At 37.1% G+C, this 15,069-nt stretch carries 18 protein-coding genes and 1 riboswitch; of the genes, 3 read left to right on the forward strand and 15 right to left on the reverse strand.

All coding sequences use genetic code 11. The features are described from left to right. Positions 1-52: 52 nt before the first annotated feature. From JL53_RS12955 to JL53_RS13020, 14 genes are all read right to left on the reverse strand, one after another. Positions 53-727, reverse strand: coding sequence for a methionine ABC transporter permease (locus tag JL53_RS12955; protein WP_003720724.1), 675 nt, complete (start codon positions 725-727; stop codon positions 53-55). Next, positions 724-1,746 carry a methionine ABC transporter ATP-binding protein gene (locus JL53_RS12960; RefSeq protein WP_038407822.1) on the reverse strand — a complete coding sequence of 341 codons (1,023 nt, stop codon included), beginning with the start codon at positions 1,744-1,746 and terminating at the stop codon, positions 724-726. Before JL53_RS12960 ends, JL53_RS12955 begins: the two co-directional genes overlap by 4 nt. A 90-nt stretch (positions 1,747-1,836) precedes the next feature. Next, positions 1,837-1,955, reverse strand: a riboswitch (SAM riboswitch). A gap of 120 nt (positions 1,956-2,075) precedes the next feature. Next, positions 2,076-2,252, reverse strand: a complete 177-nt coding sequence (locus tag JL53_RS15730; RefSeq protein ID WP_003720726.1) for a hypothetical protein — start codon at positions 2,250-2,252, stop codon at positions 2,076-2,078. Positions 2,253-2,330: 78 nt separating this feature from the next. Continuing rightward, entirely contained in the window at positions 2,331-3,473 is a 1,143-nt protein-coding gene (locus tag JL53_RS12970; protein WP_003720727.1) for a sensor histidine kinase, read from the reverse strand. Then, positions 3,463-4,158 carry a response regulator CesR gene (cesR, locus tag JL53_RS12975; protein ID WP_003720728.1) on the reverse strand — a complete coding sequence of 232 codons (696 nt, stop codon included), beginning with the start codon at positions 4,156-4,158 and terminating at the stop codon, positions 3,463-3,465. The genes JL53_RS12970 and cesR overlap by 11 nt, the downstream gene beginning before the upstream one ends. Before the next feature lie 76 nt (positions 4,159-4,234). After that, complete coding sequence (locus tag JL53_RS12980) at positions 4,235-5,110, reverse strand: cation diffusion facilitator family transporter (protein WP_038407823.1); 876 nt, start codon at positions 5,108-5,110, stop codon at positions 4,235-4,237. A gap of 192 nt (positions 5,111-5,302) precedes the next feature. After that, positions 5,303-5,533, reverse strand: coding sequence for a thioredoxin family protein (locus JL53_RS12985; RefSeq protein ID WP_052010608.1), 231 nt, complete (start codon positions 5,531-5,533; stop codon positions 5,303-5,305). A gap of 139 nt (positions 5,534-5,672) precedes the next feature. Beyond that, positions 5,673-6,050 (reverse strand): glycine cleavage system protein GcvH, encoded by a 378-nt coding sequence (gene gcvH, locus JL53_RS12990; protein WP_038407825.1) that lies wholly within the window; start codon positions 6,048-6,050, stop codon positions 5,673-5,675. Positions 6,051-6,089: 39 nt separating this feature from the next. Beyond that, positions 6,090-6,443, reverse strand: a complete 354-nt coding sequence (locus JL53_RS12995; protein WP_003720732.1) for an arsenate reductase family protein — start codon at positions 6,441-6,443, stop codon at positions 6,090-6,092. 154 nt (positions 6,444-6,597) lie between these two features. Further along, complete coding sequence (gene rodA / locus JL53_RS13000) at positions 6,598-7,773, reverse strand: rod shape-determining protein RodA (protein ID WP_038407826.1); 1,176 nt, start codon at positions 7,771-7,773, stop codon at positions 6,598-6,600. A gap of 75 nt (positions 7,774-7,848) precedes the next feature. Continuing rightward, positions 7,849-9,018 carry a rod shape-determining protein RodA gene (gene rodA / locus JL53_RS13005; protein ID WP_038407827.1) on the reverse strand — a complete coding sequence of 390 codons (1,170 nt, stop codon included), beginning with the start codon at positions 9,016-9,018 and terminating at the stop codon, positions 7,849-7,851. A gap of 143 nt (positions 9,019-9,161) precedes the next feature. Then, positions 9,162-9,953, reverse strand: a complete 792-nt coding sequence (locus tag JL53_RS13010; protein WP_038407828.1) for an ABC transporter ATP-binding protein — start codon at positions 9,951-9,953, stop codon at positions 9,162-9,164. Then, positions 9,950-10,960: a FecCD family ABC transporter permease gene (locus tag JL53_RS13015; RefSeq protein ID WP_038407829.1), complete on the reverse strand. Its 1,011-nt coding sequence runs from the start codon at positions 10,958-10,960 to the stop codon at positions 9,950-9,952. Before JL53_RS13015 ends, JL53_RS13010 begins: the two co-directional genes overlap by 4 nt. Continuing rightward, on the reverse strand, positions 10,961-11,932 hold the full coding sequence (locus tag JL53_RS13020; protein WP_003720737.1) for an ABC transporter substrate-binding protein: 972 nt from the start codon (positions 11,930-11,932) through the stop codon (positions 10,961-10,963). Positions 11,933-12,086: 154 nt separating this feature from the next. Between JL53_RS13020 and JL53_RS13025 the strand changes: the two genes are divergently transcribed. Then, positions 12,087-12,251: a hypothetical protein gene (locus JL53_RS13025; protein ID WP_003720738.1), complete on the forward strand. Its 165-nt coding sequence runs from the start codon at positions 12,087-12,089 to the stop codon at positions 12,249-12,251. A 132-nt stretch (positions 12,252-12,383) separates the two neighbouring features. Beyond that, positions 12,384-13,142 (forward strand): alpha/beta hydrolase, encoded by a 759-nt coding sequence (locus JL53_RS13030; RefSeq protein ID WP_038407830.1) that lies wholly within the window; start codon positions 12,384-12,386, stop codon positions 13,140-13,142. 38 nt (positions 13,143-13,180) lie between these two features. On the opposite strand, the gene JL53_RS13035 is transcribed toward JL53_RS13030, so the two are convergent. After that, positions 13,181-14,584: a glutamate decarboxylase gene (locus JL53_RS13035; protein ID WP_038407831.1), complete on the reverse strand. Its 1,404-nt coding sequence runs from the start codon at positions 14,582-14,584 to the stop codon at positions 13,181-13,183. Between the two features lie 120 nt (positions 14,585-14,704). Between JL53_RS13035 and JL53_RS13040 the strand changes: the two genes are divergently transcribed. Beyond that, complete coding sequence (locus tag JL53_RS13040) at positions 14,705-15,013, forward strand: SdpI family protein (RefSeq protein WP_003720741.1); 309 nt, start codon at positions 14,705-14,707, stop codon at positions 15,011-15,013. Positions 15,014-15,069: the final 56 nt, after the last annotated feature.

Genomic DNA, 15,069 nt, shown 5'->3' on the forward strand with positions numbered 1-15,069 from the left:
TTTTTTGCGGGGATTCCGCGTTTTTTTATATAAATTGCTTCATATACATTGGTTAGCGTTTATCGGTTCGTTTCGTTAAGAAGTCGCCGATAAACTGGAAAATAAAGACGATAATCAAGATAATAATCGTGGCTAGTACAGTTACATCAGGTTGTCCACGTTGGAAACCCTCCAAGTAAGCTGCATTTCCAAGCCCCCCAGCACCGATGACACCTGCCATTGCTGTGAAACCAACCAAGGAAATGGCTGTTACCGTAATCCCGGAAATAATTGCTGGTAAAGCTTCTGGGATAAGTACTTTGCCAATAATAGTAAACATATTAGCACCCATCGATTTTGCTGCCTCGATAACCCCTTTATCTACTTCCCGAAAAGCAATTTCCACCATTCGACCATAAAAAGGTGCTGCCGAGATAATCAGCGCTGGTAGAGCAGCTTTCGGTCCAATTACTGTTCCAACAAGTGATTTTGTCATTGGAAGCAGCAATACAATCAAAATGATAAATGGAATCGACCGGAAAACATTGACAAGTATCGCTGTAATCCAGTAAAGAATACGCGCACCAGCATTTTTTTTATTGTTGGTTAAAAATAATAACAAACCTAAAACGATGCCTAGCAAGAAAACGGCAAAGAGCGAAGTAAGCGTCATATAAAGTGTTTCTTGTGTCGCTACCCACATCATCTGAAAATCAACATTTGGGAATAATTCTTGTAATTTCGTCATCGTTCTAACACTTCCGTTTCTACTTTAAGTTGACGTAGCTGTGTCAGACTCGCACTAGTGGCTTCTTCTGCACCTAATATTTGTACATAAAGTGTCCCGTACGCACCGTTTTGTGTTTGCGTCAAATTCCCATGAAGAACATTTAACATGACATCATTTTCTTTAGCTACTTGAGAAATAACCGGTTGGGTTGCATTTTCACTCATAAAGAGCAATTTGACAATTTTCCCTTCTGAATAATTGTCTAGTAATAAATGAATCAATTCCTCTGTTTCATCAGAATCAGTTACTTGGCGAACAAATCGCTCGGTTACTTTTTCTTTTGGGTGGCGGAAAACATCTAGTACATCACCAAGTTCCACAACTTTTCCGTTTTCCATCACAGCAACACGATTACATATTTTGCGAATAACATGCATTTCATGGGTGATGACAATGATGGTAAGCTGAAGTCGTTTGTTAATATCTAATAAAAGTTCTAATACTTCATCCGTTGTTTGTGGATCTAGTGCGGAGGTTGCTTCATCGCATAATAATACTTTTGGATTATTCGCAAGCGCTCTAGCAATCCCGACACGTTGCTTTTGGCCACCACTTAGTTCAGCAGGATAAGCATTTTCTTTCCCTTCTAAACCGACAAGCCGAATTAGTTCATTTACACGAAAACGTCTCTTTTCACCGCGTACTCCAGCAATTTCTAGTGGGAAAGCAATATTTTCAGCAACAGTACGTGACCATAGTAAATTAAAATGCTGGAAAATCATTCCAATTTGCTGACGAGCTTTTCGAAGTTTCCCGCCACGAATCTCACTGATTAGTAAATTATCTACTTCTACCGTTCCCTCTGTCGGCAACTCTAGCCCATTAAACATTCGAATCAAAGTACTTTTCCCAGCGCCAGAATAACCAACTACACCGAAAATTTCTCCTTGCTCAATTTCTAAGTCGACATTATCAACTGCCCGGACTTTATTATTTCTCGATGTATATTCTTTTACAACATGCTGTAACGTTATCATCTCAATCACCTTTTTCTACATTTCTGGTATACAAAAAGCCTTCCTGCTAATGAGCAGAAAGGCAGCATTTTTTCAAATGGACTAACTTCCTTCTCATCTTTCAGAACAAGTAACTGTTCTGCATGACTTAGCACCTTAAACACATAATGAATTATTGTTTAGGTTGCTGGGTTTCATAGGGCATTTCCCTCCACCACTCTGGATAAGATTTCTACATATTATTATATCACTTCATTTGTGACTATAGTGACGTTTCTTGTTTTTTCATATTACCTTTTCCGTTCCGCTTTGTCAATAACTTTTTTACTAATAGATTATTAGTTGTAACTTTATTCACTAACAATAACTAGCTCCCTTTGATTATCCGCACTAGCTAACGGTGAGGCAATTTTGATTTGCGTTCTATTTTGAGAATTAATATCACCCTTATTTATTTGGGCTAAATATACAAATATCGCAACAACTGTAATACAAGCAACAACAATTAAAACTAAATGCTTTTTCATTGGTTCACCCTCCGTTATTTATATTCTACTGAATGAATATAAATCGGGCAGAAAGAAACATTTAAGAATTATTAAAGATTAAATCAGCGGTAGTTTGACAATAAAAGTAGTTTTCCGGTTCTTGCTTTCTGCCGTAACAATGCCACCGTGTTTTTCAACGATGGATTTTGCAATAGCAAGTCCAAGACCTGTTCCAGTAGTTGTTCGATTCTTGTCTGCTTTATAAAATCGTTCAAACAAATACGGTAAATCGATTTCCGATATTTCTTGACCGTAATTTGTTACCTTCACAACAGCCATATTCCCTTCTTGCTTTGCGCTGACATCAATTTGTTTATCACCTTCTCCGTATCTAAGCGCATTAGAAAACAAATTCTCAAATAAGCGCATAATCTGGTTGCCATCCCCACTAATAATTAATTTTTTAGCATCAAAATGGTCCACAATCTTCATATTTCGCTCGGTTGCTTGACCGTCATATTCGGCTACTAACTGACTTAGTAATTCAATGACATCTAGCTCATCTTTTTTCAGCCTATACTCCACACTATCTAATCTTGTATAAGAAAACAAGTCATCAATCAGTTTATGCAAGTGGCGGGCTTTACCGTATACAAGCTCTGTGTAATAACGTAATTCAATTTCGTCACGGTAACGATCTTCATGAATATAACTTAAGTACCCTAAGATCGACGTTAGTGGTGTCCTAAGATCATGCGACACATTTGTAATCAAATCATTCCGAGCCTGTTGTGCCTGTTCTTCTTGTTTCATTAATTTATTTTGGCGTTCGCGCATACTATCAATGTTTCGCTCCAACTCTTGAATCTCAGGAACAAAACTTTCTGTATCCACTGGTTTTCCATCATGTAGGGCAAAATTGATTGTCCTTAATTGTTTTTTCAAAAGCTTTTGACGCATATATCGATAAAAAAAAGAGAAAAATAGGCATGTAATCAAGAAAATAATAAAATAATTGATTAATACTACCCAAATCGAATCCATCACGCGGACATATTTATTAGGACCAAATAAACTAACAATCGCTCGAGTAACCTCTTTTAAAAACAATGAGTCGTCTCTAATCGAAATTGCCCATAGATAGATGGTTCGTACGGCAATTATCCCTAAAACCCATGAAATAGCAGCAAAAAAAGTCGCTTGCCAAATATTCATCACATGGCTAATTTTCGTAAACAACATTTCAAGTCTATATTTCAACTTTGTATCCTACTCCCCAAATGGTTTTAATGACATTTTCTCCGCCCATAGCATCACGCAATTTATCACGTAAATTACTAATATGAACCATAACCGTTTTACTTGCTCCAAGTGCTTTTTCTTGCCAAATTTTTTCGAAAATATATTCTGAACTAAACACTCGACCAGGTTCACTTGCTAGCAAAAATAAAATATCAAACTCCGATGTCGTTAAATGGAGCTCTTTTCCGCTAACCGTGACGACATGAAGTGCCCTGTCAACCACAATCGGCCCAATAATAACTTTGTCCTGGCTGATGGGCTCAGCTTGACTCATTTGCTGCATCCGTCTCAAAATCGCTTTAACGCGAACCGAAAGCTCTAATGGGTTAAATGGCTTTACCATGTAATCATCTGCTCCAGTTAAAAGCCCCATAATTTTATCGTTATCTTCCGCCTTAGCACTAAGCATCAAAATAGGTGTCAAAATCCCTTCACTTCTCATCAGACGGCAAACTTCTAACCCATCCATTTCTGGCATCATAATATCTAAGATGACCAAAGTGGGCTGCTTCTCTTGCACAAGGCGCCAAACTTCCGCACCATCATAGGCTAGATAAATCGTATAGCCTTCATTTTGCAAATATAATTTCACTAAATCCACAATTTCTTTATCATCATCAGCAATTAAAATAGAAGTTGTCATACTTAATTTTCCTTTCCATTCCTTGTTTCTCCCTATTGTAGCACTTTTGAAACAAATCGAATAGAAAGAGCTTGCTTCAACTTCTCGTCAGAACTCGTTCCTCTTCTGGCTCTAAGTGAATTAGAACCTCCGCTTTCGCATAAAAATCCATTATCTCCGCTTCAATTTCATCACATAAAGAATGAGCGCTTTCGATAGTCATAGAAGAAGAAACTACTAGATGAAAATCAATATACTCTTCCGCTCCAGCACGTCTTGAACGAAAATCATGAAATTCAATAAATTTATTTTTATGCGTTAAAATGATTTGCTTGATAGCCGCTTCCTCATCCGTCGACAAGCGCTTATCCATTAGTGGCGGGAATGATTCTTTTAATAGTTTAAAAGCCTCAAACATAATGTAAAAAGCAGTCAAAATTGCGATAACTGGATCGAGCCAAAGCCAGCCGGTTATGTATACTAAGAATAAACTAAGTGCAATACCTAATGATGTAAAAACATCTGTATATAAATGAAGCGCATTCGATTTCATTGCTACAGAATTTGCCTTATCCGCCGCTTTTTTTATGATTCGCGACACAACAATATTAACGAGTGCTCCGAAAAGCATCACCATAATTCCAAGTGCAGGAAAACGAATTTCATGTGGATTCACTAGTTTATTTACCGATTCAATAATAATCCAAATTCCCGCAACAAAAATTAGTAGCGTTTCGATAGTTCCAGCAATATTTTCGGCCTTCCCATGTCCATAGGGGTGGTCTTCATCTGCTGGTTGATTCGAAATCCTTATCGAAAAGAAGGTAATGACCGACGCAAATAAATCCATCGACGAGTGAATCCCTTCAGAAATCACTGCGACAGACCCCGTAAAAAAGCCAACAACTAATTTAAGTACAACAATAACAAAATTACTACAAACGGATAAAATAGTAAGATTTGAATGGTTCATAGAAAAAGCCTCCGATATATTATGTTTCACTAAAAATCTTTCTTTACAAAACACAAATTTAACAACTCGAGTTATCTTACCACGTTAGGCTAAATTGTGTCTATAGCAATGTTTTTAGCTAAATACATTTCTATATCGGAAGCGAAACTTTTTTGCACGAAGGCAAATTACGACACAGAAAAAATCCCTGTATCACTTGCTATACAGGAATTCAAAAATAGCTGTTATATCATGCAATTTATAGCTTACATCTACTGGAATTCCAGCTTTAAACTTCACTAAAGCAGGAACGGATGTAATCTCTAACGCCTGGGCAAATTCTGGCACATAATTTAAATCTACTTTGGCAATAGTTGTATCGATACTATCAGTGGTTTGAGTCATATCCACCAAACGACTAGCCATTTGACAACTACCACACATCGGCGTAAAAAAGAAAATGACAAAATCTGCACCATTTTTTTGCGCCGTCTGTAACGTTTCTTTTTCCCAAATTTCCAGAGAAAACGCCTCCTATTAAAAAAGAGCCAGTTCGGTTATCCCAAGCCGGCCCTCGTATAAATCAATCTAATGTTTTTTCGTAATCTTCACTTGATAAAAGCACATCTACATCTGCAGCTTCTACCTCAGTAAGTTTTAAAATCCAGCCAGTATCGTACGGATTGCTATTGATTAATTCTGGTTCATCTTCTAACGTTTCATTTACAGCAACTACTTTCCCACTTACAGGTGCATAAAAATCTGATACCGTTTTAACAGATTCAATACTTCCAATAGAATCGCCTTTTGCAACTGTATCGCCAACTTCTGGTAATTCAACAAAGACGATATCCCCTAATTGATCTTGTGCAAAATCAGTAATCCCGATAAGATAACTGCCATCCAGTGCTTTCACCCATTCATGTTCTTCTGTGTACAATAAGTCTTTTGGTAAACTCATTTCTAAACTCCTCCTTTTTATTACAAAAATCTATTATGACTATTTCCAAGTTGTTTCAAATTCTTGTTCATTAAATCCAAGTGTTACTTCTTTGCCATTTGTTGTTAATGGACGCTTAATTAACATCCCATCTGAGGCAAGTAGTTCATAGGCTTCTTTAAGCGACATTGTGTCAATCTTATCTTTTAGCCCTAATTCGCGGTACTTAATTCCACTTGTATTAAAGAAACGACGGATTGGTAGTCCGCTAAGTTCATGCCACGATTGCAGCTCTTTTGCACTTGGCGTTTCTGTTTTAATATCTATTTCTTGAAAATCCGTATGCTCATTTTCAAGCCATGCTTTTGCCTTTTTGCAAGTGCTACATTTTGGATACCAATAAAAATTAATCATCTTGTCTCTCCCTCCGATTGCATTATACTACTATCATAGTGTATTTTTTATGAAAGTACAAACGGCAACACTTAGAAAAAAACAGAGAGCTTGAAAGCGGATACATTCCTGCTTTTAAAAATACAAAAGCCAGATTCGACTTTTGCATTTAATTTTATGAGGCGTGATTTTCTTCTTTCACTTCAAACATAGATTTCTTATAATTAAATCTTATCCCCAGTACTAAGCCGACTGCCATCATATTCCCGAGCAGTGCACTACCACCATAACTAATAAACGGAAGTGGAATCCCTGTTATCGGTAATAAGCCAATATTCATTCCAACATTTTCCAGTACATGGAACATTAGCATCATGACAACACCTGTACAAATATAAGAATAGAACGGTATACCAATGTCTAAGGCGACACGAATGATTTGATAAATTAGTAAGAAATAAATCGCCAGCAGAATACTAGCTCCAATAAAGCCATAATCTCCTGCAACAATGGTAAAAATAAAGTCATTGTGATTTTCTGGAATCGCGATAGCATCATAACCAACACCATTTCCTGAAATCTGCCCAGATCCAATTGCCGTTAGCGCTCGAAGCACTTGGTATCCGCCACCTTGAGGATCGTTCTCTGGGTTTATCCATGTGGTAATCCGCTCAAATTGATATGGTTTAAAACCGAGACTGGTAAGCCAATTCTGATGATAAATAACCATCCAAATTAGCGCAGTCCCAATCGCTGCAATCGAGCCGAACAGCGGGACAATAATTTTCCAAGTAATCCCAGAAATAAGTATCATCCCTGACATAATCGCAATGAATACAAGCGCAGTCCCTAAGTCAGGTTGCAACATAATTAAAATTAGCGGAAAAAGTGTAAACAAGCCAATTTTCGCAAGAAGCCACATATCATAGCTGAAGCGATGAATTTTATATGCACGATTATGATCCCAAATCACTTTTGCTAAAACTATGATTAAAATTACTTTTACAACTTCTGATGGTTGAATATTTCCTAAAAAAGGGATAACAATCCAACTTTTCGCTCCTTTTACTTCTTTCCCAAAAAGCAAAACAAAGACAAGCATAAATAAACCAAGTCCATAGAAGTAATAAGCCCATTTCATTAGTCGATCATAATCTAATTGCATAACAACAATAATTGCGAATGTAGAGACTACAAACCACATCGCTTGTTTCACAACAAAGTTCGCATCATATTGGTTATTAGTTAATTGTGCGCTGTAAATAGACACTAAACTGATTATCATCAGTAACATCATGGATAAAACAATACCGTAATCAATGCGTCCAGCTAGTTTATTTTGTTGATTCATTATTTAATTACTCCTTACTGGTTGGTTTGTAAAATCGTAAGTAACACTTTCTCCCAAACAGTTTAAAAAAGAAAATCAAAGCCGATTTCCTTTTCCTAAGTTAACTTCCGGGGCATTGTACCTCGCTGATAACACAAGTCCAAGTGCCATAAATGCGCCAAGAAGAGAGCTTCCCCCATAACTGACAAAAAGTAGTGGAATACCGGTAATTGGCAGTAAACCAATTGTCATTCCGATATTTTCTAAAACATGAAATAAAATCATCGAGCAAACCCCTGCACAAATATAAGAATAAAACGGAATATTAATATCTAATGCTACTCGAATTATTTGGTAAATCAGTAAAAAGTATAACATAATTAACAGACACCCACCAATAAAACCGAAATTCCCACCAATAATCGAGAAAATAAAATCATTGTGGTTTTCCGGAATAGCGATAGCCTGATTGCCAATACCATTTCCTTGAAGTTGACCAGATCCAATCGCTTGCATCGACCGGAGAAGCTGCATTCCATCACCAAGCGGATCTTCTTCTGGACGTAACCAAGAAGTAATTCGTTTAAATTGATAAGGTGCAAATCCTAATTTTTGTAAAAAAGCTTGATTATATAAAACTAAATAAATTAAAGTGGCGCCAATAACCGTTATAAAACTAAATAATGGTAATAAAATTTTCCAAGTAACACCACTGATAAATACCATACCGATAATAATCGCAATAAATACTAAAATCGTTCCAAGGTCTGGTTGAAGAGCAACTAGCCCAAGAGGAATAATCGAAATAACCCCTACTTTTAAAAGCAATTGGATATCGAATTTTACGGTATGTAGTTGATATTTTTTATTATGATCCCAAATCACTTTTGCAAGCGTCAGAATTAAGAAGCTTTTCATTAATTCTGACGGCTGTAAACTTCCAAGCGATCCAATACTAATCCAACTTTTCGAGCCTTTTCGCTCATCGCCTACAATTAATACGAGAATAAGTAACAAATTACCAATCCCATATAAATAGTATGCAGCCCATTGAAGTTTATCATAATCGAAAAAAAGTACGATAACAACGACTACACCTGTGGAAATAACAATCCAAATAGACTGCTGTAGCAAAAAGTTATTCGTATACTGGTCATTGACGAGTCCAGCAACATAAATCGCCACAAGTCCTATAATGCAAAGTACCATCATTAAGAAAATAATTGCATAATCTACTCGAACTGCCTTTTTCCTGTTCCTAGCCATTCTCTTCCGTCCTTTTATATTTAGATTTTCAAATAGAAAAAAGCTGCTATTCTTGAAAAGAGCAACAGCCTTCATCTATTATAATAAAGTTTATCAAGGATAGGAAGCTTTTTCACTAAATTCTAATCTTCTTTCTGTTTTCTTTAATATTCAAACCTCGTCGAAGCAATCGGATGAATGTGTTGTTTTCCATCTTTTTCGGTGATAGCTGCTGTAATATGAAAAACATTCCGAAGTAAATCTATCGTGAACACTTCTTTTGGCGTACCATTCTTTACTAATTGACCATTTTCACAAACAAACACATAATCGCTATAAATCGCCGCTTGATTTAAATCATGAAGTACTAAAACGATGGTTAAATTATATTCTTTATTTAAATGAACAAGTAAATCTAATAATTCTAATTGATGAGCGATATCGAGATAGGTTGTCGGCTCATCAAGTAATAAAATGGGTGTTTTCTGCGCTAACGCCATTGCAAGCCATGCTCGTTGTCGTTCTCCACCTGATAAAGAATGAAGTGGTCGATATGCCAAACTTTCTAAATTACAAACTTTAATTGCCCACTGAATGACTTCTTCGTCTTCCTCTTGCAAAGTCGATAGAAAGCTTCGGTATGGCAAGCGACCATATGCAACCAAATCATGCACAATGACATCTACAAGGCCTTCTGGAGCTTGTGCCAGCATTGTCATTTTTTTCGCAAGTTCTTTCGCCGAAATAGCAGTAATATTCTTATCGGCTAATAAAATCTCACCGCTATCTGGCGTCAAAAGTCGCATTATTAAACGCAACATTGTTGATTTTCCAGAACCATTTGGCCCAATCAGTGTTGTAATTTTCCCCTCAGGAATTACTGCATTTATATCTTCCATCTGAAAATCTTTTTTACGTGAAAATGAAATGTTTTTCAGTTCTAGTGCAGATTTCATGAAGCAACCCTCCCACGTTGAAGTAAGAATAAGAAGAATGGTGCGCCAATCATCGCTAGTAAAATCCCTACTGGTAACTCAATCGAGCCAAACCAACTTCTTGCTGCTGTATCTGCAAAACCAACTAATAAAGCACCACCTAGTGCAGAAAGTGGAAGTAAGTATTTATAGTCATTTCCGATAATTAATCGAAAAATATGTGGGACAACTAGCCCAACAAAGCCAATCAATCCTGCAACACTCACCGCAATCCCACTCAAGAAAGCAGCTAGCATAATAATGAAAAAGCGATGCCGCTCTACAGAAAAACCAAGTAATTTTGCTGCATCATCTCCAAGAAGCAGTACATTGGAAGAACGAATGGCAAAACCACTTAAAACAAAACCAATCAGCATATAGGGCCAAATTAAATCTAAATGATACCAACTTTTTCCAGAAAGGGTTCCTGTCATCCAAGAAATCACGCTTTGAACACGATTGCTATAAAGAACCATTACTCCAGAAGTCATTGCGCCAATGAAGGCATTAATCGCCACCCCGGACAAAATCACACGGAGCGGAGAAACACCTCGGTCCCATGCTAATAAGTAAATTAATATCGCTGTCCCAAAAGCACCTAAAAAAGCTCCAATCGGAACAAAAGCTGCCATCGTCGGAAATACGAGTGTCATTACAATCGCCACAAATCCCCCACCAGCAGAAACACCAATCACACCTGGATCAGCTAATGGATTTCGCATTACACCTTGAAGCAAGCACCCTGCAATGGCAAGTGCAGCACCAACTAAGAAAGCAATTAGCAATCTTGGCAATCGCAAATTCCAAATAAGTTGATTAGCAAGATCACTTCCACTGCCAGTCAACGTTTGCCAAGCATCACTATATGTAACTTTTACAGACCCAGTAGTCAGTCCGTAAAAAAACGTCAAAATAAGTAAAATAATTACTACCACAAAAGTTATCCGTCTACGTTGGCGCCGCGGATCATGCGCTTTTACTGTTGTCATCTAGTTATCCACCTTATTTATTTCGTCTGCCATGTAATCTAATGCCTCATCTATTTTCATTCCAGGATTCGTCCCAAAAAGCTCTGCCGGGAGTACAACAATATGATCATTTTTTACTGCACTCGTAGAATTCCAAGCATCATTTTGTTTCATTTCTTTTTTAAATGCCGCCTCTGTCTCTTTTTCATCGCCACCATGAATCATTAAGAAAATCACTTCAGGGTCAGCAGCGACAATCTTTTCAACGTTCATCGAAGCATACTGTGGAAAGTTTTCTACTCCTCTGAAGTCTTTGGCAACATTATCGCCGCCAGCTACTTCTAAAACATCGCCACTTAAGGAAGATGGTAATGCCGCATAATTACTTCCCGGTGCTCCTAAAACAAGTAATGCGCGAACATTTTTCTCTTTTTGTTGTTCTTTTATTTTTGTTACTTTTTTATCAATATCGGCTTGCAATTCTTTGGCTTTATCTTCTTTGCCTAAAAGTTCACCGAGAACGGCGGTTTGTTTTTTTATTTCGGCAATCGAATTCGCACCTGTTAAAACAACTTTTGGACCAACGCCTTCCATTGCGGGCACGTCTTTCAAATTCTGCTCAGAGCTTGCAACGATAGCATCCGCACCAAGAGAAGCTATTTTTTCCAAGTTTAAATCATGCGTATTTCCAACTTCTGTGGCACTTTTCGCACCATCTGGAACGCCACTTGCATCCGTTGTTTGACGCCCGACAACCGTTCCACCTAGTGCATATATTATATTCATGTCCGCATTCGTTAACGCGATAATTCGCTCTGGATTTTTATCAAAAGAAACTTCACGACCCGACATATCAGTTAGTTCAAGCACAGCCTGAGTCCTTTTTTCTTTTTCTACTGTTTCGCTTTTGGAAGTAGTCGTCGTATCATTTCCGCATGAAGCAAGGAGCAGTGCGGTTGTGATACTTAAAACTACTATATTAAACTTCTTCATGATTTCCCTCCACAACACTGTCCATTCCATTTTACTAAATTATACCACGATATTCAAAAAGTCGGGACCTTAATTGAGAATTATTTTCATTTGTGTGCAAATAGTCGATATTATTTCCATTATACTTTATACTTAACGTAAGGAGGCGATGAAAGTGACTGATAATCTTTTTCCGAATCTATCACATGAAAATTGCAAAGAAACAATGCCCCCAGTTACGACAGAACAATTTAAGGAAGCCGCTATTTTGGAAAAGAATCGCAAGCTGGATGAAATTTTAAAAATAGTTGACAAAAAGAAGCCAAGTTTAAAAAAATAACGAGGACCTGTTTGCGCAGGTTCTTTTTCCACGTCCTAATTCCGAGTTAACTCATAAGATAAGTTGTATTTATTTTATTTACCTAAAAAATCATGTATACTAGAAAAAAAGACATGTCAGGAGGCTACTACATTGGCTATTTTAGAACTAAATTTCAAATCGGAATGTTTAGCTGTGCAAACAAGTGTAACCGTGATTTTACCTGAAACAGCAACCCTTTATCATAGTACCATTCCGAAATACAAAACTTTATATATTCTGCACGGCTTATCTAATAACCATACTACTTATATTCGCAATACTAATATCGAACGTTATGCCACTGAAAAAGGACTTGCTGTAGTCATGCCATCTGCTGATCATAGTTTTTATTCCAACATGGTTCACGGACGTAATTATTTTGAATTTATAAGTAAAGAACTACCCCAAGTCATGAAAAACTGGTTTCCACTATCAGGAAAAAAAGAAGATACATTTATCGCCGGACATTCAATGGGCGGTTACGGCGCATTTAAAGTCGCGCTTACCTATCCCGAAAATTTCCAAGCAGCAGCAAGTATGTCTGGAGTGATGGACATTAACTATATTATTAAGGAAGACTGTTTTGAAAACTTTAGTACAAGAGCTATTACAGGAGAAATGTCCAGCCAAACAGGAACAGAAAATGATTTGTTCCATTTATTAGAGAACAACTTAACGAGCCAAATCAAGCTACCTAATTTGTTCCAAAACTGTGGTACGGAAGATTTTCTCTATGAAGATAATGTCCGTTTCCGCGATTTCGCGCTCGGAAAAAATGCGCCCTTAGAATACCGCGAAAGTCCTGGTGACCATGATTGGGATTTTTGGGATAAGAGCATCAAAGAAATTATCGATTGGTTACCTTTATAACACAAAGAAGACTTGGATATGGGTCCAAGTCTTCTTTTTTAATGCGTAAATCCGTATGAATCATTTCGCCCTTTATCATGATAGAGTACTCTCGCATGTTCTAGGTTATGCAACGCCTCGTGAAAATCAGCTGCAAATTCTTCGGCAACATTATGACCTAAATCTGCCCGGCAAACAAAACGTTGAATAATTGTATCACTTAAATCAGCTGGTAGTGGGTACGCCGGAACTTGCCAGCCTTTCATTAAAAGTTGATCTGCTAAGTCATATAATGTCCATTCAACATCCAAATCTTCTTTCATTTTATAACAAACTATCGGTAAGTTAGAACCATCATTGATAATATCAAAATAGCCACTTTTTTCTACTGTTTTTGCAAGATAAAGTGCTGTTTCCTTTGTTTTCTCGTGAATTTCTCGGTAACCTTCAAAACCAAACCGCAAGAAATTATAATACTGCCCAATAATTTGGCTAGCACTTCTAGAGAAATTAATCGCCATCGTTGGCATTGAACCACCCAAGTAACTCACTTCAAAAATTAATTCTTCTGGTAAATATTCTTTATCCTTCCAAAGTATCCAACCAACACCTGGATATACAAGACCATATTTATGACCTGATGTGTTAATTGAAACAACATTTTTCAATCGGAAGTCCCATGGCAATTCTGGATTTACAAAGGGCGTAAACATCGCGCCACTCGCTCCGTCCACATGAATCACTAGTTGATGTTCATTTGTTTCATTGTATGCCTCCACTTTTTCATCCAATAATGCAATATCATCAAATTTCCCAGTATAAGTAATGCCTAAAATCCCAACAATACCAATTGTATAATCATCTACAAAATCAAATACCCGGTCCGTGTCTAAGCTTAGATGTTCTTTATCCATTGGTACTACACGCATATCAACATCCCAATACACACAAAATTTTTCCCAACAAACTTGATACCCTGAAGAAATAATCAAATTAGGCCGTTTTGCTTGAATATCTAACCCACGTTTTTTGGCATTTTTACGCCATCTAAATTTCATTGCTAGGCCACCAAGCATACATGCCTCAGAGGATCCAACAGTGGAAGTGCCTAAATAAGCCATTTCTTTCGGCGAATTCCATAAATCAGCTAAAATATTAACACATCTGTTTTCGAGTTCTGCGGTTTGCGGATATTCCGACTTATCTATCGCATTTTTTTCGAGTGTTTCTGCCATAAGTAACTGCGCTTCTTCTTCCATGTATGTTTGGCAAAAAGTCGCTAAGTTTTGTCTAGCATTTCCCTCATCCATCAACTGATCTTTCACAAGTTGATAGGCAATACGCGGTTCCATTGGCTCTTTCTTTAAAACATATTTCGGAATACTCGTGCTCTCTTCCTCGGAACCAAAGAGTGGAATTCGATAACTTTCATGTTTTCGCTTGTCGTTTTCGCTATAAAGCATCTTTTTTCCTCCTTAAAATTACTGACTCTTTTGACCAATACCCATTAAAGTATCTACCCAAACCGTTCAACTTTTCACAAATTTTTGTTATACTACGAAGATACCAAAAAGGAGGTTATTATGTTTGATTTAATTTTCCCACTTTTACTCATTATTCTCGGCGTCCTCTATCGCATTAATCCCCCACAAAATAAAGAAAGCCGTTTTAGTTACCGAACAAAGGCTTCATTAAAAAGTGCTTCAAGCTGGAGAAAAGCTCATCGATTACTTAGTTTTTATTGGATAATTACTGGTATTAGCTTACTTATTTTCTCGCTCCTTCTTGCTTTTATTCCGATGCACGCCTTCATTCGGAGTTCGATATTACTTGCAACTAGTATTTTCGCCGTATTACTTACTGTTATTTTAGTAGAGAAAAAGTTGCAATAGAAAAGTACCGCCATCAAGCAGTACTTTTCTGTAATCCATTACATAACCATCCAAAA

It is taken from the genome of Listeria ivanovii subsp. londoniensis, from assembly GCF_000763495.1.
In the GTDB taxonomy this organism is placed as follows: Bacteria; Bacillota; Bacilli; order Lactobacillales; family Listeriaceae; genus Listeria; species Listeria londoniensis.

What these genes read in the sequence shown, in the direction of transcription:
- JL53_RS12955 (WP_003720724.1), bottom strand. Translation starts at nt 727, where the DNA reads ATGACGAAATTACAAGAATTATTCCCAAATGTTGATTTTCAGATGATG.
- JL53_RS12960 (WP_038407822.1), bottom strand. Translation starts at nt 1,746, where the DNA reads ATGATAACGTTACAGCATGTTGTAAAAGAATATACATCGAGAAATAAT.
- JL53_RS15730 (WP_003720726.1), bottom strand. Translation starts at nt 2,252, where the DNA reads ATGAAAAAGCATTTAGTTTTAATTGTTGTTGCTTGTATTACAGTTGTT.
- cesR (WP_003720728.1), bottom strand. Translation starts at nt 4,158, where the DNA reads ATGACAACTTCTATTTTAATTGCTGATGATGATAAAGAAATTGTGGAT.
- JL53_RS12980 (WP_038407823.1), bottom strand. Translation starts at nt 5,110, where the DNA reads ATGAACCATTCAAATCTTACTATTTTATCCGTTTGTAGTAATTTTGTT.
- JL53_RS12985 (WP_052010608.1), bottom strand. Translation starts at nt 5,533, where the DNA reads ATGTGTGGTAGTTGTCAAATGGCTAGTCGTTTGGTGGATATGACTCAA.
- gcvH (WP_038407825.1), bottom strand. Translation starts at nt 6,050, where the DNA reads ATGAGTTTACCAAAAGACTTATTGTACACAGAAGAACATGAATGGGTG.
- JL53_RS12995 (WP_003720732.1), bottom strand. Translation starts at nt 6,443, where the DNA reads ATGATTAATTTTTATTGGTATCCAAAATGTAGCACTTGCAAAAAGGCA.
- rodA (WP_038407826.1), bottom strand. Translation starts at nt 7,773, where the DNA reads ATGAATCAACAAAATAAACTAGCTGGACGCATTGATTACGGTATTGTT.
- rodA (WP_038407827.1), bottom strand. Translation starts at nt 9,018, where the DNA reads ATGGCTAGGAACAGGAAAAAGGCAGTTCGAGTAGATTATGCAATTATT.
- JL53_RS13010 (WP_038407828.1), bottom strand. Translation starts at nt 9,953, where the DNA reads ATGAAATCTGCACTAGAACTGAAAAACATTTCATTTTCACGTAAAAAA.
- JL53_RS13015 (WP_038407829.1), bottom strand. Translation starts at nt 10,960, where the DNA reads ATGACAACAGTAAAAGCGCATGATCCGCGGCGCCAACGTAGACGGATA.
- JL53_RS13020 (WP_003720737.1), bottom strand. Translation starts at nt 11,932, where the DNA reads ATGAAGAAGTTTAATATAGTAGTTTTAAGTATCACAACCGCACTGCTC.
- JL53_RS13035 (WP_038407831.1), bottom strand. Translation starts at nt 14,584, where the DNA reads ATGCTTTATAGCGAAAACGACAAGCGAAAACATGAAAGTTATCGAATT.
- JL53_RS13040 (WP_003720741.1), top strand. Translation starts at nt 14,705, where the DNA reads ATGTTTGATTTAATTTTCCCACTTTTACTCATTATTCTCGGCGTCCTC.